This window comes from Dietzia sp. 179-F 9C3 NHS (assembly GCF_045369825.1).
In the GTDB taxonomy this organism is placed as follows: Bacteria; Actinomycetota; Actinomycetes; order Mycobacteriales; family Mycobacteriaceae; genus Dietzia.
In genome coordinates this window covers 35,753-57,255 of sequence record NZ_JBIQES010000015.1, presented here as the reverse complement: position 1 = coordinate 57,255, position 21,503 = coordinate 35,753, and the positions used below count along the sequence as shown (strand labels likewise).

The window sequence follows — 21,503 nt, the reverse complement described above, 5'->3', positions numbered from 1 at the left end:
TGGGGGTCCGATCGACCGACTGGGCCCAGACTACGTGGGCTGTCGGACAGTTCGGGTCACGTGGCGGCGCCGATCACTTGTCCGCGCGCAGCACCTTGGTGCGGAGCACGTTCTCGTTGAGGCCGAGCTGGCGGTCCAGCTCCTTGACCGCATCCGGATCGGACTTGAGCTCGAGGACGGCGTAGATGCCCTCGGTCTGCTTGTCGATCTCGTAGGCGAGACGGCGCTTACCCCAGACATCGACCTTGTCGACCGAGCCGCCTTCCTGCCGGATCACGTTGAGGAACGTATCCAGGGAAGGGGCCACGGTGCGCTCGTCGAGACTCGGATCGAGGATGACCATCACTTCGTATTGACGCACGGGACCTCATCACCTCCTGTGGACTACAGATTCGGCCACGGTGTCTCCGTGGCAGGAGGGTCGTTGCGTCAGCAACCCGATAAGGCTACCCCGCGCCGGGACGCCGGACGAAATCCTGCTCAGAGGTCCTCCGCGTCGACCAACCCGTCCTCGAGCGCGCGGACGAAGAGCCGGACCTTGGTCCGAGCCGTTCGACCTCTGCGGGTGACGGCGGCGGGCGCGGCCCTCAGCCGTGGGACAGGCCGATCGTCAGCGCCAGCACCACCGGGATCACGGTGAGGAAGAAGAACGCCGCCACCACCCAGCCGATCCACACCGGCTGCCGCCACCCCCGCCGGTACCCGCCCGCGCCCACCACCATGCAGACGAAGCCCACGAGGATGCACAGGAACATCCAGATCATCGCGGAGGTACTCATGGGGACATCCTCTCCTCACGGGTCGCGGCCGGAACGCCCGGGGGCCGGACGGGCGGCTCCTCCGGGTCGGCGAGTACGCCAGCCAGCGGGTCCGGCCCCCCGGGGGTGAGCTGGTGGGTCATGCGGACCCGATCGAGGTGGGGGCGGAAGATCTCCACGATCACCACCACGCACACGGCCACCACCAGCATGTCGCGCACCAGCACCAGCGCGTGGAACCACTCCACGTTGAGGCCCTTGTCCGCCACCCCGTGGAAGTACGACATGTGCGCCACCCACAGCAGGGCGTCGAACACCATCCACGGCACCAGCACCCTCGCCCGCGGCACCGCGAGCACCGCCAGCGGCACGAGCCACAGCGAGTACTGCGGGCTCCACACCTTGTTGGTGAGCAGGAACACCGCCACCACGAGAAAGGCGAGTTGTGCCACGCGCGGCGTGCGCGGGGCGGTGAGTCCTATGGCGAGGACGGCCAGGCAGCCCGCCGCGAAGAGCGCCAGCGAAACAGCATTGAGCGTGGCCGGCGCCTCGCCCGCCGCCCGGCCGGCGTCGAAGCCGGCCCAGCCGGTGAGGGTCTGCAGGACCGCGTAGATGCTCTCCGGGTTGGCGGGCCGGTCGGTGTTGAGCCGGAAGAACTCGCGCCAGCCCTGCGGGAACGGGATCATCACCGGCAGGTTGATCGCGAGCCACACCAGCACCGCCGCGGCGGCCGCCCTACCCAGCTCCACGAGCCGCCGTCGGCGCAGCGCCACCACGAGCAGGGCGCCGAAGAGGAACAGCGGGTAGAGCTTGGTGGCCACCCCGACGCCCAGCACCACGCCCGCCCACACCGGGCGGCGCCGCGCCCAGAGCAGCAGCGCGACCGACGCCAGCGCTACCGCCAGGGTGTCGTAGTTGGTGAAGGCCTGAAAGACGACGATCGGGCTCGCCGCCATGAACAGCGTGTCCCAGGGTCGGCGCCCGGCCGACCGGTAGGTGGCCCACACCGCGACCATCCACGCGAACGCCAGCACCACCACACCCAGGACGAAGTACTTGCCCACCTCGACGAGGCCGCCCGGGGTGAGGGCGTGCCAGGCCTGCGCGCCCTGCGCCATGACGTACTGGAACATTCCGGAGACCACCGGGTACTCCATGTAACGGACGCCGCCGTCGTCCTCGACCCACAGGTACTTGTACGGCAGCGCCCCCTGCTGCAGCCCCTCGATGCTGTACAGCGGGATCGGGTCGGCGTAGCACGCCTTGAAGTACTGGCGGCCGTCCCACCGCAAGCTCGGCGCCGACCCGTCGGTGGGGTGGGTGGTCTCGAGACACGCGGCCTTGGAGAAGAACCCGAAGGACAGGAAGACGACGGCGAAGAGCATGACGACCCGCAGGGGCGTCCAGAAGCGCTGGCGCCCCACCACCGCGTGCCGCCCGACCGGTCCACCCCAGGCGGCCACCACGTCGGCGCCCGGCCCGGACCCGTCGCCGGGCCGGACCCGCTCCCGCGGCCGCAGGGCGCGCGGGTCGGGGTCGAGAGGCAGCGGGGAGCGGCGGGCGGGGCTCGGCACGCTCACACCCTAGGGGGCCACGCGGGCGTCACCCGCCGTCGGCCCCGCCGGCGCCGTCACCGGCCCCACCGCCACCGTTTCCGCCGCCTCCACCCGGCGCGGGCTGCTCGGGGGGCTGCTGGGCGGGCGGCGCGCCGGCCCCGGGGATGACGATCTCCGGCAGGCCGGGGACGGTGAGCGTGAGCGGGCCCGGTTCCTGGGGCGCCGGGGCGGGCGCCTGCGGGGCCGGAGCGTCCGTCTCCTGCTGCACCGGCGCCTGCTGCTGCGTAATGGCCGTGGAACCGGTGCCGGTGCCCGCGCTCTCCCACTGGCTGGCACCGGCCGAGCCACCGATGTAGCCGGGCGAGGGGAAGCTCTCCCAGTCCGTCCCGCTGAGCGCGGAGTCCATGGCGGATTTCCAGATATCGGCGGGGACCATCGCGCCGTACATCGTTCCGCCCCAGGCGTTGAACAGCGGTTCGTTGTCGTCCGTACCCACCCACACGGCGGTCGCTATGGACGGCGTGTAGCCCACGAACCAGGCGTCCTTGTTGTAGCCGGTGTCGCCGAGCTGGGTGGTGCCGGACTTGGACGCCGACGGCCGGCCGCCGGCCAGGGCGTGGCCGTTGGAGTACGCGGCGATCGGCATCATGGCCGAGGAGAGGTTGTTGGCCACGTCCTCGTCGACGACCTGCTCGCCCTCGACCGAGCTGTTGTCCAGCAGCACCTCGCCTTCGGCCGTCTCGACCTTCTGGATGAAGTGGGTGGGGCGGTGCACGCCCTCCGCGGCGAAGGTCGCCAGGCCGGTGGCCATGTCGCGCACGCGGATCGGGTACTGGCCCAGGATGATGCCGTCGTAGGGGTCCTCGCCGTTCTCCGACAGCGTCTCCACCGGCAGCCCGGGGATCTGCTTGGCGACGCCCACGCGGTGCGCCATGTCCCGGACGTCGTTCGCTCCGTTCTCCAGCATGTTCTGCAGGCGGATGAAGGACGTGTTGAGCGACATCTTGAGCGCGAGCGAGATCGAGCAGGTGCCGCAGCTCTGCCCGCCGACGTTGGTCACCGTGACGTTGCCGGTGGTCACCGGGGCCGACGAGATCTGCGTGCCCAGGCCGATCCCCTGGTCCAGGGCGGCGGCCACGCCGAAGATCTTGAACGTGGAGCCGGTCTGCAGCGGCGCGTTGGCGTAGTCCCAGCCCTCGGCCTCCTCGCCGCCGTAGTAGCCGATCACCCCGCCGGTCTTGGGGTTGATCGACACGACGGCCGCCCGGTTCTTCTCGCTCTCTCCCTGCATGTTGGTGCGGGCGGCGTCCACCACGGCCTGCTGCGTCTTGGGGTCGATGGTCGTGGTGATCTTGAGGCCGCGCGTGTTGAGCATCTGCTCGTCGATGCCCGACTGGGTCAGCTCCGCGAGCACCTGGCGGCGGATGGCGCCGTTGGTCGGGTCGCCCACGTTCTGCTCGACGGCCTGCGGGTCCTCGACGATCTGGGGGAACGTCGCCATGCCGCGCTGCTGGGCGTCGATCGCCCCCATGTCGCGCATGCCGTCCATGACGTAGTTCCAGCGCCCCTCTGAAGCCGGCCGGTTGTTGAGCGGGTCGAGGGCCGAGGGCGACTGGATGATGCCCGCGAGCAGCGCCCCCTCCTCGATGGTCAGCGCCTCGACCGGCTTGTTGAAGTAGGCGTTGGCCGCCGACGAGATGCCGTACGCGCCGCGGCCGAAGTAGATGGTGTTGAGGTACGCCGCGAGGATCTGGTCCTTGGACCAGTCGTTGGTCATCTTGGCGGCGATGAGGATCTCCTTGGCCTTGCGCTCGTAGGTGCGCTCGTCGCCGACCAGCGTGTTCTTGACGTACTGCTGGGTGATCGTGGAGCCGCCGCCCGCGCTGGCCTCACCCGTGACCTGCCCGATCACCGCGCGGGCGATGCCGGTCGGGTCGAAGCCCTCGTTGGTGTAGAAGCTGCGGTCCTCCGCCGCGATGACCGCGTTGCGCACGTGCACCGGGACCGCGTCGAGCTCCACGATGGTGCGGTTGCCCTCCGGCGGGACGATCCGGCCGATCATCGTGGTGCCGTCGCTCTGGTAGATCTCGGAGATCTGCTCGGTCAGCACGTCCTCCGGGCCCGGCACGTCGATGCGGTTGTACCAGATCGCCACCACCGCCAGGGGGATCACGAGCAGGACCACCGCGACCAGGATCACGCCCGTCCAGACCGGGTGCCGACGGAACCAGCCGCGGCCGTCCGCGGCCCCGTCAGCGTCGTCGGTCGACCGTCGCGTCCTGTCGCTGTTCGTCATGCTCTACCCTCCTGCGAGCGGATCCGCGCGTGCGCGGGAGACCCCCGGCCGCGGCGCTCTGGCGTCCATTGTGTACGAAAACGCGCCCGGGCCCGAACCGGCGCCGCCCGCGATCCCCACCACAGCGGGTCTCAGCCGCGCCGACGCAACTCCCGCGCGGCCCGACGGACGCGCCGTCCCGACCCCTCCGGCAGACCCACCTCGTACGACTCCACGAGGTGGTTCCACGAGCAGCTCCGGCACACCTCCACCACGTGGACGGTGAACGCGTCGTGGGTCAGCGCGAGCTGCGTGATCTCCTCCTCGCCGCGCGCCGAGCCGGACGCCGGGCCGAGGTCGTCGCCGAACACCCACGACACCTCGGTGAGGTTCTCCTTGCGGCACACCGGGCACAGCGTCTCGGTGACCACGCCGTGGAAGCCCGCCGCCCGCTGGAGGTAGACGTCGGCGTCGCACACCTCGCGCAACGAGAGCCGGCCGTCACGCAACTCCGCGAGCACGCCGCGCCGGCGCAGCGAGAAGTCCACCACCCGGCGGCGCCGCAACGCCGCACGGCCGGTGGGAGTCTCCGGCCCCGGTGCGGGGCCGGGCCGCGGAGCGCGGAAATCGGCCTGGTCCACGTGTCCAGCGTACGACGCCGGCCTCGGCAGCGGCACGAACCCGGTACCGGCACGTCGACCCGATGCCCCGGGCCGGTATATCGGTCCGATACATCAGAAGGTGTACGATCGGTGACCGCCGCGGAAATCCGCGGGCGGGTCCGCGTGCGCGGGCGCGGAGACGAAGGCGGACACGGCGTGGCACGGGAAGGAGGCACGGTGCTCGATCTGGCGATCCTCGGGCTCCTCGACGAGCGGCCCATGCACGGCTACGAGCTGCGCAAGCGCCTCTCCGAGATGTTCGGCACCGTGCGGACCGTCTCCTTCGGCTCCCTCTACCCCACCCTGCGGCGTCTCCAGCAGGCCGGGCACATCGTCGAGGACGCCTCCGCCGCCACCGCCACGCGCCCCCCGGCCACCGCGCGCCGCGGCCGCAAGACCTACCGGATCACCGACGACGGCCGGACCGCTCTCGCCGAGCTCCTCGACGAGCCGGGCGCCGCCTCGTTCGGCGACGACGGCTTCGGCGTCCACCTGGCCTTCTTCGACCGCACCCCCGGGCCCGCCCGGATCCGCCTCCTCGAGGGCCGCCGCCGCGTCCTCGAGGAACGCCGCGAGGGCCAGCGCGACGCCGCCGGCCGCGCCGGCCCCACCGAACTGCGCTACGCCCGCCAGCTCACCCTGCTGGGCCTCGAGACCAGCGAGCGCGAACTGCGCTGGATCAACGAACTCATCCGGACAGAGAACCCACTACAAGGAGAACCCCACCATGACTGACAAGAAGGTGCGCGTCGCGATCGTCGGAGTCGGCAACTGCGCGTCGGCGCTCGTGCAGGGCGTCGAGTACTACAAGGACGCCCGCATCGAGGACACCGTCCCGGGCCTCATGCACGTCAAGTTCGGCGACTACCACGTGCGCGACGTCGAGTTCGTCGCCGCGTTCGACGTCGACGGCAAGAAGGTCGGCATGGACCTCGCCGAGGCGATCACCGCGTCCGAGAACAACACCCTGACCCTCTGCGAGGTGCCGCCCACCGGCGTCACCGTGCAGCGCGGCCCCACCCTCGACGGCCTGGGCAAGTACTACAAGGAGACCATCGAGGAGTCCGACGCCGCGCCCGTCGACGTTGTGCAGGCGCTGCGCGACGCCGAGGTCGACGTGGTGGTTTCCTACCTCCCCGTGGGTTCCGAGGAGGCCGACAAGTTCTACGCGCAGTGTTGCATCGACGCCGGCGTGGCGTTCGTCAACGCTCTGCCGGTCTTCATCGCCTCCGACCCCGAGTGGGCCGAGAAGTTCCGCGCCGCGGGCGTGGCGATCGTCGGCGACGACATCAAGTCGCAGGTCGGCGCCACCATCACCCACCGCGTCATGGCCAAGCTCTTCGAGGACCGCGGCGTCGCCCTGGACCGCACCTACCAGCTCAACGTGGGCGGCAACATGGACTTCAAGAACATGCTCGAGCGCGAGCGCCTGGAGTCCAAGAAGATCTCCAAGACCCAGGCCGTCACCTCTAACCTCGAGGGCTCACTCAAGGGCAAGATCCACGACCGTAACGTTCACATCGGCCCGTCGGACTACGTCGAGTGGCTCGACGACCGCAAGTGGGCCTACGTCCGGCTCGAGGGCCGCGCCTTCGGCGACGCTCCCCTGAACCTCGAGTATAAGCTCGAGGTGTGGGACTCGCCCAACTCGGCGGGCATCATCATCGACGCCGTCCGCGCCGCCAAGATCGCGAAGGACCGCGGCATCGGCGGACCGATCCTGCCCGCCTCGGCGTACCTCATGAAGTCGCCGCCGGAGCAGATGGCCGACGATACCGCGCGCGCCGAGTTGGAGGCGTTCATCATCGGGGCCTGACGCTCCACCTGTCGTTCCCGGACGGCGGGGACGGTCCCGGCGGACTCTACCGGCGGTAGGCCTCGGGCTGAAGGTCCCACTCGACCTCCAGTGACACGGGACCCCGCAGGGCCGTGCCCACCCGGCTCGTGGGCGCGGCACCGGCGAGGGCCTCCGCGCCGGGACGCAACCTCAGGTTCGGCAGCCGCCCGACCAGCGCCACGAGCGCGGCCTCCATCTCGGCCAGCGCGAGCCAGTTGCCGAGGCAGCTGTGCGCCCCCTGGCCGAAGGAGATCGTGGCCGTGTCCTCTCTGGTGATGTCGAACCTGTCCGGCTCCGGCCACTGCCGCGGGTCGCGGTTTGCGGCGGTGACGGCGAAGACGACGAGAGTCCCCGCCGCCAGGTCGAGCCCCCGCCACGTGGTGGCCTCGGGGCAGATCCGGGGCAGGATGCCGACCGGCGGCTCGTAGCGCAGTCCCTCCCATACGGCGCCGAGCGCGCGACCCTCGAGATCCTCACGCAGCAGTCCGAGCTGCTCCGGGTGTTGCAGCAGGGCCGAGAGGATGTTGCCGGTCCCGAGCATCGTCGTGTCGACCCCCGCCGGGAAGAGGAGCCGGACAAAGGCGAGAACCTCCTCGTCGGTGAGGGCGAAGGGGCCGAGTTCGGGGTCATCGGAGGTCGCGGCGGCGAGTTCGGAGAGCAGGTCGTCGCCGGGGTCGGTGCGGCGCTCGGCCAGCAGCGGGAGGACGAACTCGGTGAGCTCGCGCGAAGCAGTCTTCGCCGCCTCCGGGTCCATCGGGTACGTGAAGAGGTGCTGTGCCCACGCGAACAGACGGTCCTCGTCCCGGTCCGGCAGCCCGAGCAGCCGGCAGATCACGCGCACCGGGTAGCGCTCGGTGAACTCGACGACGAGATCGGCGTGGCCACGGTCGGCGAACTCGTCTACGAGCTCGACCGCGACGGGTTCGAGGATGGCCGAGACGTACTCGGTGATCCGACTACGCCGGAACTTGGGGGCGATGATCGACCTGTTCCTGCGGTGCTCCACCCCGTCCATGCACTGAATCGTGTGGCCGAGGACCGGCCCCGTGGTGTGGGGGTAGATCGCCGAAGCCGGGAAGGTCTCCGCATCCTTGAAGGCGGCGGTGACGAGGTCGTGGGTGAGCAGGACCACAGCGTTCTGGCCGGCGTACGGGACGACCGCGAAGTCCCGCCGGTCGCGCAGATCGGCAAAGACCCGGTGGATGTCGGGTTGATCGTCGAGACCGAAGTCGGGGGCCGGGACATCTAGCGTTCCGGTGTCGACGGGTGTGCCCATTCCCACTCCTCGGTACGAGAATCCGTTCTGTGCGACACGGTTGGTCGTGATACCGAGAACTCTAGCCGGACACCGCCCCCGAGGCGGACCGATCCGAACTCACGGACACACTCGAGCACATCCGCGCCCACGGCTGCGCGGCCCGCCGCTGAGTTACGTACTGGCCCCGGTCGAGTCCGCGGCCTGACGGTGCGGTTCCGGCTTCCCGGCGGGCACGAGCGGGGTCAGCATCAGGGTGAGGACCGCCAACCCGGCCGCCGCGGCGAGCGCGTAGGTGCCACCGCGTCCGAGGTCTGGCGCATCCCCCGCGGCCACGCCCAGAGCCGCCCCCCACGAGAGCACCGAGATCATCGCGGCGGTGCCGGCCGCGCCGCCGACCTGCTGCAGCGTCGCGAGGATGGCCGAACCGTGCGAGTACAGCCCCGGCGGCAGGTCGGACAGGCTCGCGGTGAAGATCGGGGTGAACACCAACGCCAGGCCCACGCCCACGACGCCCACCACGAGCCCGATCGCCCAGATGGGCGCCCACGTGACGGTCCAGGCGAGCCCCGCGATGCCGGCGGCCACGAGCGCCGCGCCGGGCACGATGAGCGGGCGGGCGCCGCGCGCGTCGAACCACGTGCCGACGGTCGGCCCGAGCAGACCCATGAGCAGCCCGGACGGCATGAGCACCAGCCCGGCGACGAGCACCGACGTGCCGCGCACCTGCTGCAGCACGAGCGGCAGGACGATCATCACGCCGAGAAACGCGCCAAAGGCGACGGTCATCACGGTGACGCCGGCGGCGAAGCCGCGATGCCGCAGGGCGGTGACGTCGAGCAGCGGCTCGCGTCCGGCCCGCCGCAGCCGCAGCTGCCGCACCACGAGCAGCGCGATGCCCGCGAGGCCCACGGCGACGGCCACCCACGGCGGCACGATCGGCGAGGCGGACCGGTCGGAGGCGCCCTCACCGATGCCGGCCAGCCCCCACACGAGACCGCCGAAGCCGATCGCCGAGAGCGCCACGCCGAGCACGTCGATGCGCCCGACACCAGCGGCGACGTCGCGCGGCAGCAGCCGCACGCCGACCACGGACACCACCACGGCCACCGGCAGCACGAGACCGAACAGCCAGCGCCACGAGAGGAACTCCAGGATCACACCCGACAGCACAGGCCCGGTCGCGGGCGCCACCGAGATCGCCAGCGTCACCGATCCCATCACGCGACCGCGGAACTGCTCGGGGATGACCGTCATGAGGGTGGTCATGAGCAGCGGCACCATGATCGCGGTGCCCATCGCCTGCACCACCCGTGCGAGCAGGAGCACGGCGAACGTCAGCGCGAGCACCGCGGCGAGCGTGCCGGCGCAGAACAGACCCATCGCCACGATCAGCGTGCTGCGTGTGCCGAGTCGGTTGAGGATCCAGCCGGTCACGGGGATCGTCACGGCCATCGTGAGCAGGAACGCGGTGGAGAGCCACTGCGCGCTGGTGGGTGTCACGTCGAAGACGCGCATCATCACCGGCACGGCGTTGGCCATGATCGTCTCGTTGAGGATCACGATGAACGCCGCCGCCGTGAGGACGCGCACCAGCAGCAGCGCCTGCGGCGGTGGGCCGTCGGCGGGTCCGCGGGTCTGGTTGGTGGGCACGGCAGGAGTCAACATCGTAGCGACGCGGATATTCCCCCGGGGACCGGTTGATCGGTTACCCCTTCCCGGCGACCGATTAGGGTGACCCCCGTCAGGTGAGGCAAGGACGACACAGACCCGCACGGAGGCGAGATGCAGAACGCGTGGCAAGTGTTCCGTCGCGACGTCGGGCGGCTCGCTCGGGTCCGCAAGGCGTGGATCATCCTCATCGGCATGATGATCACGCCCTCGCTCTACGCGTGGCTGAATATCGCGGGTTTCTGGGACCCCTACAGCAGAACCCAGAACATCGACATCGCCGTCGCCAATCTCGACAGGGGCGCCTCGTCCGAGCTGACCGGTGACATCGACGTGGGGGCGCGGATCGTCGACGCACTCCGCGAGAACGACCAGCTCGGCTGGCACTTCGTCGGCCGGGACGAGGCGATGGAGTCCGTCCACTCCGGCACCAGTTTCGCCGCCTTCGTGATCCCACCGGACTTCAGTAGGAGCCTCACGGGCATCACCTCCGGCGAGACCGACGGGCCGAAGCTCGAGTACTACGTCAACGAGAAGATCAACGCAGTCTCGCCGAAGATCACCGACGTGGGCGCCACCACACTCGAGAGGCAGATCAACGACGAGTTCGTCTCCGTCGTCTCCCGGACCGTGGCTGAAGAACTGCGGAGTACGGGCACCGACGCGCGGCGTCGACTGAACAATGCGCAGGGCGAGACGATCGACTCCCTGTCCGAGGCGACCGCCGGCGTCGGGTCCGCGCGGCAGAGCCTCGCCCGGCTGCGGGAATCACTCACCGGAGCCCAGGACCGGGTCGACTCGGCGAAGGGCACCCTCGGGAAGGTCGACGGCACGCTGGGCGAGGTCCGGAGCGCCGTCGACCAGGCCCAGGACATCGCGGACGAGGCCCGGGGGGAACTACTGGCCGTCGCCGATTCGGTGACCGGCGCCTACACCTCGGGAGCCACGCTGATCGCCGAGGCGTCGGCGCGGCTCGGCGGGTCGGTGACCGAGATCTCCTCAGGGGTGCGGCAGGCCTCGGCCGGGGTCGACTCCGGTCTCGCCGACACCGAGGCACTGGTCCGGTCCAGATCGCAGGCCCTCACGGAATTGCGCTCGCTCCGTGACGCCGTCGGCGCGGGATCCGACGTCGGCCGACGCCTCGACAGCGTGATCGGAGCCCTGGAGGCACGCCTGGCAGACGACGGGACGGTGCTGTCCGAACTCCGCCGCCTGGACGGTGACATCGCGGCCACGACCTCGGCCCTCGAACGTTCAGCGAACGCTGTCGACTCCGCGGTACGCCAGGCGTCCGCCTCGACCGGTTCCCTCCGAGGGGCCGTGGACCAGACCGTCCCCGAGCTCAACCGGGGCATGTCGACCCTCTCGGCGAGCGCTGGAGGGCTGAAGGCGGGCCTCGACGCCCAGCGCACCCAGCTGGCGCAGGCCCAGAACCTGCTCACCGGCCTGGGCGAACAACTCCGGGCCACCACCTCCGCGCTCGATGCGTTCGACGGCAACCTCGCCGGCGCCCAGTCCGGCCTCGACGAGGTGCGGACCGACGTCACCGCCCTGGGCACCGCAAACGTCTGGAACCAGCTTCGCACTGTGACCGGACTGCACCCGGACGAGATCGGCGAGTTCCTCGCCTCCCCGATCGAGGTGCGGGACCACCCCGTCTTCCCCGTCGCCTCCTACGGCTCGGCCATGGCACCGCTGTTCGTCAACCTCGCGCTCTGGATTGCCGGATTCGTCCTCGTGGTGCTGCTCAAGCTCGAGGTCGATATCGAGGGGGTCGAACGGGTCACCGCGCGGCAGGCGTACCTCGGGCGCTGGCTGCTCCTGGCGGTGATCAACGTCGTCCAGTCACTTTTCGTGACCATAGGTTCCCTCGCGATCGGGGTGCAGACGGCCGATGCCGTAGCCTTTGTGGGCACCGGCGTACTGCTGGGCCTGGCCTATCTCAGCATCATCTACGCCCTCGCCGTCACCTTCGGCTTCGTCGGCAAGGGGCTGGCCGTCCTGCTGGTGATCATGCAGATCCCCGGGGCGTCCGGGCTCTATCCGATCGAGGTGATGCCCGGCTTCTTCCGAGCTTTCTACCGCGTCCTACCGTTCACGTACGGGATCGACGCGATACGCGAGACGATCGCCGGGTTCTACGGCGGCCGCCTTCTGCAGTGTCTGCTGGTCCTGGCCGTGTACGTCGCCGCGGCGTTCGCGCTCGGCCTGATCCTGCGGCCGCTTCTGGGCAACGTCATCCTGCTGTTCAACCGGCGGCTCGCCGAAACGGGGGTGTTCGTCAGCGAAGACGTCCAGATCGCCGCCGGCCGGCAGCGGTTGACAAGACTCGTTGACGCCCTGGTGGCCCACGACGAGTACCGACACCGGATCGCTCGCCGCAGGGAGTGCCTCACACGTCGCTACCCCACCCTGCTGCGCCTGACAGCGCTCGCCGCCGTGGCGGGTATCGGGGTGATCGCGCTCCTCGGACTCTGGTCCCCGCTCGGCAAGTCCTCGGTACTCGGACTCTCGGTGCTGTGGGCACTCCTGGTCGCGGCAGTCCTCGTCTCGCTCGAGTACGCACGCTGGAGCGTGGAGCGGGCCACCGAGGTGGGACACATGTCCGAGGCCGCGCTGCACCGGGCGCTGGCACAGGCCCGCGCCCACGATGAACGCACGAACGAGCCCGCCGAGACGGAGCCCGAGGAGCGGGGCCTGCGGGGTGGGGACCGATGAGGACCATCTGGCACCTGGCCCGTCACGACCTTCGACGGGCGACCGGAAATGTCATGTCGGTGATCGTCCTGGTCGGCCTCGTCGCCCTCCCGTCGCTGTTCACCTGGTTCAACGTCATCTCCAGCTGGGACCCGTTCGCCAACACGCAGAAGCTCACAGTCGCGGTGGCCAACACCGACGAGGGGTACAAGAGCGACCTGGTACCCCTGCGCGTCAACGTCGGCGAGCAGGTGCTCTCCGAGCTCCGCGCGAACCACCAGCTGGACTGGGTGATCACCTCCGAGGAGGACGCCGTCGACGGGGTGAGATCCGAGGAGTACTACGCCGCGATCGTCCTGCCGCCCACGTTGAGCCGCGACATGATGACGTTCTACTCCGGCGACTCCCCACGGATCGGGATCGACTACTACGTCAACGAGAAGAAGAACGCCCTCTCCCCGAAGATCACCGACCAGGGGGCGGGCCAGCTGGCCACCCGGATCAACAAGACCTTCGCGGCGACCCTCGGCGAGGCCGGGATGAACATCATCACCTCGCTCTCGACGTACCTCGACGACGCCGACACCCAGGTACTCCTGTCCCGGCTGCAGGCACGTGCCGACTCGATGGCGGCGCAGATGCGCGCCGGGGCGGACACCGCGACGATGTTCACCTCTCTGATCGCCTCGAGCAGGCCGTTGGTCTCCGGCGCCTCTGACACCGCGCTCGCGTCGGGCCGGGCGATCGGAGACGCCGGCGAGGCGATCGGCGGCGGTGTACAGGCCGCGTCCTCGCTCAAGGAGACCCTGGATGCTGCGACGACATCGCTGGGCGCCGCCCTCGCCACGAGCACCGAGGCCTACCCGGAGCTGTCGGCGCGAACCGACGAAGTGCTCCGTTCCCTCGACTCCGGGTCCGCGACCACGGCCGAGGCGCTCCGCACCCTCGCCGCCCGGGTGCAGACACAGACCGACCAGTACCGGCAGGTGCGCGACGGCCTGATCCGGACGGTGGGGCCGGTTGCCCCGGAGGCCACCCGGGGCGCTGTCGACCTGGTCGTCTCCAGGCTCGACGCCGCAATCGCCCGGCAGCAGGCTCTGGCCGAGGGCCTGAACTCCGCCGCCACGCGGGTGACCGACGACGCCGCCGACCTAGGGAACACCCGGCGCGAGGTGAGCGACCTGATCGAGCAGGCCAGGGCCGCGGTCCGGGGTGCGCAGGACGCGTACTCCGGCAACCTCAAGCCGAAACTCGATCGGCTCGCCGCGACGCTCTCCTCCGTCGACGACGGCATCTCGGCGATCGGGGCGGACCTGTCCGACGCCACGTCGACCTTGTCCTCGGACACCGATTCCCTGCTCGCGGCCCTCGACCGGGCGGAGTCGACCACCGCCTCCATATCGGATTCGCTCACCGACTCCGCCCGGCGATTCGAGGAGGTCTCCTCCGCGCTGTCCCGTGCTCTCGACTCCGGCGATCTCGACGCGCTCAGCCGCATGATCGGACCGGATCCGCAGGTGCTGGCGGCCACCCTGGCCGCCCCGGTGCACCTCGACCGCAACCCCGTGTATCCGGTCGTGAGCTTCGGCGCGGCGATGGCACCCTTCTATACGGTGCTGGGGCTGTGGGTGGGGGCGCTGCTGATCGTCGTGTCGATCCGCTACGACGTGCCGGAGGGCGCGGTACCCGGGAGCCCGTCGTTCACTCCGACACAGGCCTACCTCGGCCGCTACGGCATCGTCGCCGTGATCGGCTTCCTCCAGAGCTCCCTGGTCAGCCTGGGCAACATAGTCTTCGTCGGAGTCCAGCCCGCCCACCCGTTCCTGCTCATCGTGGCGGCGTGGCTGACCTCGCTGGTGTTCACGCTGCTCATCTACTCGTTCGTCGCGGCGTTCGGAAATGCCGGGAAGGCGCTCGGCGTCCTACTCCTCGTGATCCAGATCTCCGCCTCGGGCGGGTCGTACCCGCTGCCTCTGCTTCCCCAGTGGTTCCAGGACATCAGTTCGTGGTTGCCCGCGACGCACGCCATCAACGCGACGCGCGCGGCCCTCGCCGGGATCCACTCCGGGGACTACTGGTGGGATCTGGCCCACCTGGCGCTGTTCCTCGTGCCCGCGCTCCTGCTCGGGCTGGGGCTCCGCCGGTCGTTGATGGGCTACAACCGCAACCTCATGCAGGCGCTGGAGTCCACCAAGCTCATGTGATCCGGTCCAGCCGCGCGAAGGTCTCGAAGATCCGGGCGCCGTGGATCAGCGCGGCCTCGTCGAGCCGGAACCTCGGGTGGTGCAGGTCGGTCTCCTCGCTCCGGCCGTCCCACACGCCGAGGCGCAGGTAGACGCCGGGGACCTCCTCGGTGTACCAGGCGAAGTCCTCACCGCCGCTGGACTGCTCGGCGGGGCCGACGCCCTCGGGGCCCAGCACGGACTCGACGGCGCGCGCGGCGAGGTCGGCGCACTCGTCGTCGTTGACCACGGGAGGCACCCCCTGCGTGTACTCGAGCTCCACGCCCACGCCGTACGGCGCGGCGAGCTGGTCCACGGCCTCGCGGACCAGCGGCTCGACCTCGGCCCATACGTCACGGTCGGCGCTGCGCAGGGTGCCGAGTAGCTCGCCGGAGTCGGGGATGACGTTGGGGGCCTCGCCGCCGGCGGAGATCGCGCCCCAGGTGAGCACGGTTCCGCTGCGCGGGTCGACGCGGCGGCTGAGCACGGCCGGCAGGCCCGCGGCGACGGTGGCCAGGGCGTGGACGACGTCCTGCGTCTCGTGCGGCCGGGCGGTGTGCCCGCCGGCGCCGGTCAGGCGGAGACGGAGCTTGGCGTTGGACGAGGTGATGCCGCCGGCGGTCACGCCCACCTCGCCGACCTTCCGGTGCGGATCGCAGTGCAGCGCGAGGATCCGGTCCACGCCCTCCACGACGCCCTCGCGCACGCAGTCGAGGGCCCCGCCGGGCATGGTCTCCTCGGCGGGCTGGAAGATCAGGCGCACCGGACGCGGCGGCGGGTCGGCGACCAGCATCTCGGCGGCGCCGAGCAGCATGGCGGTGTGGCCGTCGTGGCCGCAGGTATGGCTCACGCCCTCGACGGTGGAGGCGAAGTCGAGGCCGGAGTCCTCGTCCATGGGCAGCGCGTCGATGTCCGCGCGCAGGCCCACCACGTCGGTGGCGGAGGCCCCCTTCGCGGCCGGGACGTCACACCACAGGCCGGTGCCCAGGTCGAACCGGCGGGGCTTCAGGCCCAGGTCGCGGAGCCGGGCCTCCACGTAGTCGGTGGTCTCGTGCTCCTCGTAGGACAGCTCGGGGTGGGCGTGGAGGTGGCGCCGCCACGCGATGATCCGCCCCTCGAGGTCGCCCGCCTCGTCGTCATTGCGGTTCTTACGTCCCAACACCCAGGACCTCCTGACAGAATTCCACCACCCGGTCCCCGAGCAGCTGCCGGTTGGCCAGTTTCACGAACTCATGACCCTCGTCCTGGAACAGCAGGATGTCCACCGGTACGCCCCGGCGGCGCAGGGCCTCGGCGGCCTGCTCGGTCTCGCTGAGCGGCACGTTGGTGTCGTGCACGCCGTGGACGAACAGCACGGGGACGTCGATGTGGTGGAAGCGGCGCAGCGGCGAGGCCTCGCGGAGCAGCTCGCGCTCCTGGAGGGGGTTGCCGTACTTGGGGTAGGCGGCCGCGGCGATCCACGGCTCGGTGGTGCGGTAGAAGCTCTGCAGGTCGCTCATCCCGCAGGCCGCGATCCCGCCCTGCCACCGGCCGGCGTGGCGGACCAGGCTCGCGTTGACCAGGTAGCCGCCGTAGGACCGGCCGGAGATGATCGCCTGGGCTGGGTCGGTGACCTCCTCCTCGACGAGGTGGAGCAGGGCGTCCTCGACGTCGTCGATCCCGGCGAAGCGGCCGTACCGGTCGTCGGCATGGCTGAAGAACCGCCCGGCGCCGGTGGAACCGCGCACGTTGGGCAGGAAGTAGTTGACGCCCACGTCGAGGCAGCGGCGGGCGATGTCGTCGTAGCCGGGGCGCGACTGGCCCTCCGGGCCGCCGTGGAGGTGGACGACGGTGGGCCCGGGACCGGCGTCGGGGTCGGCGCGGTAGAGCCAGCCGGTCAGCTCGAGCCCGTCGCGGGCCGTGAAGCGCAGGAGCTCGGGGGCCGGGTCGGGCTGGGCGGGCGGCTCGCCGATCCACCGGCGGCGGCGCACGTCGAACACCGCGACACGTGGCGGCTGGTCGAGGCTCTGGACGGTGATCGCGAGCAGGCGACCGTCGGCGGTGAGCGAGGGCGAGGAGGCCACCACCTCGGGCAGCGGCGGCCGGGCGATCACGCGGGGCCGGCGCCGCGTGAGGTCGAGGACCTCGATCTCCGACAGTCCGCCGTGCACGTTCCACAGCAGAACCGCGGTGCGCCGGTCCAGGCTCACCTCCACCTGGTCGAGGTCGGCGTCCGCGCGGTAGGCGAGCTTCCACGACTCGGTGCCGCCCTCGTCGGCCCGCACCTCGAGCAGGCCCATCCGCTCGGCCGAGTGGTCGCTGCGTACCAGCACCCGCATGGGCCGGCCGTCGCCGCCGGCGTCGAGGATCACGCCGGCGTCGGTGGTGGATCCGGTGTCGACGGGCAGCAACGGCCACCAGCGGCCGTCGGGCACGATCCGCAGCAGCTCGCGCTGGCCGCGGGCGCCCACCCGGAACAGCGCGGCGCCGTCGCGGGCATGGACCAGCGCCCCGCCCATCCGGCTGTCGACCACCGTGGACTCGCCGGTCTCCGGGTCCACGAGCCGGCCCTCGGCCAGGCCCTCGGAGTCGAAGGCGGTCACCGCGAGCAGGTCGCCGTCCCAGCACACGATCCGCTCAGTGGCGCCGCGGTTGTTGGGGACCGGGTAGCAGCCTTCGTCCTCGGGGTCGGTGGTGACCAGCCAGATGCGCTCGCGCTCACCGCCGTCGGGAGCCACCTCGCAGGCGAGCCACCTGCCGCTGGGCGAGTAGGCGACGCGGCGGACGGGGCCGTCGACCGGCAGGACCACGTCGCGCTCGGGCCCGGCCCCCTCGAACCCGCCGGGCCCGAGCGGCCGCTGCACGGCGCGCGGGAACCCGGTGCGTTCGGTCACCACGCAGGCGAGCAGCGAGCCGTCCGGGGACAGGCAGGGGGAGGTCGTGTGCCGGACCTCCAGCGGCCCGCCGGCCGCGTCGTCGGGTGGCCCCGCGGTGTCGCGGGATTCGGCCTCCTCGGTGACCTCGGTCGTGTCAGGCACGGTGAATCCAGGTGTCCTTTCCACCGCCTCCGCTCGAGGCGTTGACCACCATGGTGCCCGCCGGGGCCACGCGCGTCAGCGCGACGGGCGGAGCCGAGGCGAGGATCTCCCCGTTGGCGCCGGGCCGGAGCATGACGAAGGCGCGCATGTCGACGTGCCGACGCTGCAGCTCACGGCCGTCGAACGTGGGCAGCGTGGACAGGGGCTGCACCTCCTGCGCCACGAACCGCTCGCCGTGGCGGCGTAGCTCCTCGCGCCGCTGGTCGAGTTCGCGCGGCGAGCACTCGGGCCCCACGGTGATGTCCGAGCCGCCGTAGCCGTCGATCGGCTTGACCACCAGCTCCCCGAGCCGGTCGAGCACCTCCGCGCGCTGCGCGGGGTCCGAGCAGAGGTAGGTGTCGACCTGACCGATGAGCGGCTTCTCGCCCAGGTAGAAGTCGATGATGTCGGGCACGAGCGCGTAGATCGCTTTGTCGTCGGCAGCGCCGTTGCCGGGGGCGTTGACCACGGCCACACCGCCGTCGCGCATCGCGGCGAGCAGGCCGTGCCGCAACCGCGTGCCGTCTGCGCCTTCGGAGGAGAGCAGCATCTCCTCGTCCATACGGACGTAGAGCACGTCGATCGCCTCCCGCTCGCCACCGTCGACGCGCCACAGCCGACCCTCGTCACAGCGCAGCTCGGCCGGGGTGACCAGCGTCCCCCCGATCGCCTGGGTGACCTGGTTGAGGTCGAACGAGGACAGCTCGTCCTCGGCGATCACCACGCCGACGGTCGGCTCGCCGTCGGCCCCCTCCGGGGCGGCGGCACGCAGGGTCGCGCGGAGCATCTCGAACGCGTCCCGCGGGTCGTGGATCTCGCCGCGGGCGGCGAACTCGGGGTAGTTCTCGGCGATCCGGTCACGCAGGGCCGCTGCCATGGCGAGGCCACCGGGCATGCGCAGGTTGTCCTCGAGCACCACCCATTCGCCGGGCGCCGTGGACACGAGGTCCACGCCGGCGATCGGCGTGTGCAGCGCGCCCTCGGGCACGGCGCGGCCGGTGACGGGGCGGAAGCCGGGCGCGCGGTCGAGCGCGTCCTGCGGGACGACGCCGGCGCGGATGATCTCGCCCGGGCCGTAGACGTCGCGCAGGAACAGCTCCATGGCCCGCGCCCGCTGCTCGATGCCCGCGGAGATGCGGCCCCACTGGTCGGCGGGGACGATGCGCGGCACGGCGTCCAGTGGGAACACCTGCGGCTCGTCCTTGCCGTAGACCTTGAGCGTCACCCCGAGTTCGCGGAGCCCGGCGTCCACGCCCTTCTTCCGCTCGCGTAGCTCGTCGGCCCCCAGGTCGGAGACGGCCTTGAGCACGTCCACGTACTCGGGCCGCGGCTCGCCGTCGGTCGTGATGGCCTCGTCGTGCACGTCCTCGGTCACGGCCTCCCCGAGCGGGGAGTAGGCCGAGAGCATGGACCGCATGCCGGTGTCGTCGGCGGTGTCGCGGGGCCGGATGCGCCCGACGGTCTCGGCGAGCAGAACCGCCACCACGTCGTTGCGCCGGCCGCGGCGCCGGTGGGCGGCCCGCTGGCGCGCGGCGGAGGTGCCGGCACCCCGGATGCCGTCGAGCAGGTCCTCGACGAGCTCCCGCTCCCCCGAGGCGTCGAGCCTGTCGGACACCAGTGCGACGAGCGCGGAGAGCACCTCGGGGGCGGGGCGCGGCCGGCCGGTGTCAACGTCCACGAGGTCCCCCTCGAGGCCGGAGCGGGCGGCCCGCCAGAACGCCGCGGCGAGCAGCGTGGGTGACGGATCCTCCCAGTCCCCGCCCCCGTCCCGCCCGGCGAGGAGGGTGTCAACGAGGGCACGGAACAGCCCGGCGACGACGACGAGAGTGTCCACCGTGCTGCACGAGTCGCAGAGCCGGAGTTCCACCCCCGCCCCGTCCCGCGCGGGCCGGACGTCGATGTCGACGAGCTCCCGATCCGCCACCACTCCCGTGGCGACGAGCTCGTCCTCGGCCTCGAGGACGCCCTCGGCCGTGTCGGTGCGGACGGCGGAGAAGTGCGACGGCGACCAGCGCGCCTCGAACGCGCGCGTGGAGGCGTAGCCGGAATCCCGGCCGTCGGCCCAGTAGGGCGAGCCCGCCGACAGGGCGAGGAGCACGGGGGCGTGCGGGGCGACGCGGCGGGCCACCCACTGCGCCTCGTCGGCGTCGGCCGTCTCCACGGTCACGCGGAAGCGGGCGGCCGCGCGGGTACGGGACTCGTGGCCGGGCGCGGTGTCCGGCTCGTCCGGGTCGGTGTCGAACTCGACGCCCGGAGAGGCGAGCGCTCCGGCCGCGACGAGCCCGGTGCGGATGCCGTTGGCGGCCTCGGCGAGCCGGTCACGGCGCTCACGCACGGTCTCAGCCAGGCTGCCGAGCCGGGTGTGCTCCCCGTGGTCGACCACGACGAGCGCCCCATGGCGGGCGGCGTGGACGCAGTCGTCCCCCACGGCGGCGAGGACCTCCGCGGCCCGGCGCACGGGCCGCCGGGTCCGCAGGTCCACGAGATGCAGTTCCTCTTCGAGCCTGATCCATCGCTGTCCGGCGGTCATGCGGCCACGCTAGGGCAGCGCCGCCGCGCCCGCACCCGCAGCGTTCAGCGCCGGTTCAGTGCAGGGTCCACGTGTCCTTGCCGCCGCCCCCGTCGGAGGAGTTGACGATCATGACCCCGTCGGCGCAACCCGCGGGCGGTGTGCTACCGGGCGCGCCACACCGGCTCGCGCTTCTCGGCGAAGGCGCGCGGCCCCTCGGCGGCGTCCTCGGAGCCCATCACGGCCATCATCTCGGCGTCGCTGCGGCGCCACGCCTCGTCCTCGCCGGGCCGGGCGCCGTCCGTGATCCCCAGGGCCACGCGCTTGGTGGCCTGCACCGACAGCGGGGCGTTGGCCGCGATCACCTCGGCCAGCCCAAGCGCGGTGTCGAGCAGCTCCGCGGCGGGAACCACCCGGTTGACCAGGTGCAGCTCGTGCGCCCGGGCGGCGGTGATCGGCTCGCCGGTGAGCATCATCTCCAGGGCCACCCGGTGCGGCACCTGCTCCATGAGCCGGAACGCCCCGCCGGCGGCCGCGATGAGCCCCCGCTTGACCTCGGGCAACCCGAAGCGCGCGTGGTCGGCCGCCACCACGAGGTCGCAGGCCAGGGCGATCTCGGTGCCGCCGCCCAACGCCACTCCGTTGACGGCCGCGATCACCGGCACGGACACCGGGTGCTGGATGATCCCGCCGAATCCCCATTGCCGGTTCTCGGACGGGAAGATGTCCTCGCCGCGCATGATCGCCTTGAGGTCGGCGCCCGCGCAGAACGACTGCTCGCCGGCGCCGGTGAGCACCACCACCCGGATCTCCGGATCGGTGTCGGCCTCGTGGAGCGCCCGGCCGAGCAGGGTGCTCAGCTCGCCGTTGACGGCATTGCGGGCCTCCGGGCGGTCGAGGGTCACGAGCAGCACGTGGTCGCGGCGCTCGGTGCGGACGGCGGGGCGGTTCTCGGTGTGGGTCATGCGGACAGTGTGCCCCCGACCCACCTGCGCAACGGCGTGA

General features: G+C 71.4%; 15 protein-coding genes. 4 read left to right on the top strand and 11 right to left on the bottom strand.

The features are described from left to right. Positions 1 to 73 precede the first annotated feature (73 nt). From rpsF to ACH0BZ_RS14695, 5 genes are all read right to left on the bottom strand, one after another. The gene (rpsF, locus tag ACH0BZ_RS14715; protein ID WP_406899384.1) at positions 74 to 361 is read right to left on the bottom strand and encodes a 30S ribosomal protein S6; all 288 of its coding nucleotides are present in this window, start codon (positions 359 to 361) and stop codon (positions 74 to 76) included. A gap of 226 nt (positions 362 to 587) precedes the next feature. Further along, a complete protein-coding gene (locus ACH0BZ_RS14710; RefSeq protein WP_406899383.1) occupies positions 588 to 779 on the bottom strand; it encodes a hypothetical protein in 192 nt (63 codons plus the stop codon). Next, entirely contained in the window at positions 776 to 2,332 is a 1,557-nt protein-coding gene (locus tag ACH0BZ_RS14705; RefSeq protein WP_406899381.1) for a glycosyltransferase family 87 protein, read from the bottom strand. The genes ACH0BZ_RS14710 and ACH0BZ_RS14705 overlap by 4 nt, the downstream gene beginning before the upstream one ends. Before the next feature lie 28 nt (positions 2,333 to 2,360). Further along, positions 2,361 to 4,610 (bottom strand): transglycosylase domain-containing protein, encoded by a 2,250-nt coding sequence (locus tag ACH0BZ_RS14700; protein ID WP_406899380.1) that lies wholly within the window; start codon positions 4,608 to 4,610, stop codon positions 2,361 to 2,363. Positions 4,611 to 4,741: 131 nt separating this feature from the next. Further along, the gene (locus ACH0BZ_RS14695; RefSeq protein ID WP_406899399.1) at positions 4,742 to 5,155 is read right to left on the bottom strand and encodes a DUF5318 family protein; all 414 of its coding nucleotides are present in this window, start codon (positions 5,153 to 5,155) and stop codon (positions 4,742 to 4,744) included. A gap of 273 nt (positions 5,156 to 5,428) precedes the next feature. Between ACH0BZ_RS14695 and ACH0BZ_RS14690 the strand changes: the two genes are divergently transcribed. Together ACH0BZ_RS14690 and ACH0BZ_RS14685 are read left to right on the top strand one after the other, a co-directional pair. Further along, a complete protein-coding gene (locus ACH0BZ_RS14690; RefSeq protein ID WP_406899398.1) occupies positions 5,429 to 5,986 on the top strand; it encodes a PadR family transcriptional regulator in 558 nt (185 codons plus the stop codon). After that, positions 5,979 to 7,067 (top strand): inositol-3-phosphate synthase, encoded by a 1,089-nt coding sequence (locus ACH0BZ_RS14685; RefSeq protein WP_406899379.1) that lies wholly within the window; start codon positions 5,979 to 5,981, stop codon positions 7,065 to 7,067. Before ACH0BZ_RS14690 ends, ACH0BZ_RS14685 begins: the two co-directional genes overlap by 8 nt. Before the next feature lie 46 nt (positions 7,068 to 7,113). On the opposite strand, the gene ACH0BZ_RS14680 is transcribed toward ACH0BZ_RS14685, so the two are convergent. Further along, a complete protein-coding gene (locus ACH0BZ_RS14680) occupies positions 7,114 to 8,364 on the bottom strand; it encodes a cytochrome P450 (protein ID WP_406899378.1) in 1,251 nt (416 codons plus the stop codon). A gap of 153 nt (positions 8,365 to 8,517) precedes the next feature. After that, complete coding sequence (locus tag ACH0BZ_RS14675; RefSeq protein ID WP_406899376.1) at positions 8,518 to 9,996, bottom strand: DHA2 family efflux MFS transporter permease subunit; 1,479 nt, start codon at positions 9,994 to 9,996, stop codon at positions 8,518 to 8,520. Between the two features lie 132 nt (positions 9,997 to 10,128). Here ACH0BZ_RS14675 and ACH0BZ_RS14670 point away from each other — a divergent pair, with 132 nt between their 5' ends. After that, entirely contained in the window at positions 10,129 to 12,732 is a 2,604-nt protein-coding gene (locus ACH0BZ_RS14670; protein ID WP_406899375.1) for a YhgE/Pip family protein, read from the top strand. Beyond that, positions 12,729 to 14,915 carry a YhgE/Pip family protein gene (locus ACH0BZ_RS14665; protein ID WP_406899374.1) on the top strand — a complete coding sequence of 729 codons (2,187 nt, stop codon included), beginning with the start codon at positions 12,729 to 12,731 and terminating at the stop codon, positions 14,913 to 14,915. The genes ACH0BZ_RS14670 and ACH0BZ_RS14665 overlap by 4 nt, the downstream gene beginning before the upstream one ends. On the opposite strand, the gene ACH0BZ_RS14660 is transcribed toward ACH0BZ_RS14665, so the two are convergent. The 4 genes from ACH0BZ_RS14660 to ACH0BZ_RS14645 all read right to left on the bottom strand — a co-directional run bounded on the left by ACH0BZ_RS14660 (position 14,908) and on the right by ACH0BZ_RS14645 (position 21,463). Continuing rightward, a complete protein-coding gene (locus tag ACH0BZ_RS14660) occupies positions 14,908 to 16,095 on the bottom strand; it encodes a M20 family metallopeptidase (RefSeq protein ID WP_406899373.1) in 1,188 nt (395 codons plus the stop codon). The two genes, ACH0BZ_RS14665 and ACH0BZ_RS14660, sit on opposite strands and share 8 nt — an antisense overlap. Beyond that, the gene (locus ACH0BZ_RS14655; RefSeq protein WP_406899372.1) at positions 16,082 to 17,950 is read right to left on the bottom strand and encodes an alpha/beta hydrolase family protein; all 1,869 of its coding nucleotides are present in this window, start codon (positions 17,948 to 17,950) and stop codon (positions 16,082 to 16,084) included. The genes ACH0BZ_RS14660 and ACH0BZ_RS14655 overlap by 14 nt, the downstream gene beginning before the upstream one ends. Next, entirely contained in the window at positions 17,943 to 20,519 is a 2,577-nt protein-coding gene (locus ACH0BZ_RS14650) for a glutamate-cysteine ligase family protein (RefSeq protein WP_406899371.1), read from the bottom strand. Before ACH0BZ_RS14650 ends, ACH0BZ_RS14655 begins: the two co-directional genes overlap by 8 nt. A gap of 143 nt (positions 20,520 to 20,662) precedes the next feature. Beyond that, positions 20,663 to 21,463, bottom strand: a complete 801-nt coding sequence (locus tag ACH0BZ_RS14645; RefSeq protein WP_406899369.1) for a crotonase/enoyl-CoA hydratase family protein — start codon at positions 21,461 to 21,463, stop codon at positions 20,663 to 20,665. Positions 21,464 to 21,503: the final 40 nt, after the last annotated feature.

Excerpts from the sequence above, each read along its gene's own strand:
- ACH0BZ_RS14645 (WP_406899369.1), bottom strand. The coding sequence starts at position 21,463 with ATGACCCACACCGAGAACCGCCCCGCCGTCCGCACCGAGCGCCGCGAC.
- ACH0BZ_RS14670 (WP_406899375.1), top strand. The coding sequence starts at position 10,129 with ATGCAGAACGCGTGGCAAGTGTTCCGTCGCGACGTCGGGCGGCTCGCT.
- ACH0BZ_RS14700 (WP_406899380.1), bottom strand. The coding sequence starts at position 4,610 with ATGACGAACAGCGACAGGACGCGACGGTCGACCGACGACGCTGACGGG.
- ACH0BZ_RS14710 (WP_406899383.1), bottom strand. The coding sequence starts at position 779 with ATGAGTACCTCCGCGATGATCTGGATGTTCCTGTGCATCCTCGTGGGC.
- ACH0BZ_RS14680 (WP_406899378.1), bottom strand. The coding sequence starts at position 8,364 with ATGGGCACACCCGTCGACACCGGAACGCTAGATGTCCCGGCCCCCGAC.
- ACH0BZ_RS14685 (WP_406899379.1), top strand. The coding sequence starts at position 5,979 with ATGACTGACAAGAAGGTGCGCGTCGCGATCGTCGGAGTCGGCAACTGC.
- ACH0BZ_RS14650 (WP_406899371.1), bottom strand. The coding sequence starts at position 20,519 with ATGACCGCCGGACAGCGATGGATCAGGCTCGAAGAGGAACTGCATCTC.
- ACH0BZ_RS14665 (WP_406899374.1), top strand. The coding sequence starts at position 12,729 with ATGAGGACCATCTGGCACCTGGCCCGTCACGACCTTCGACGGGCGACC.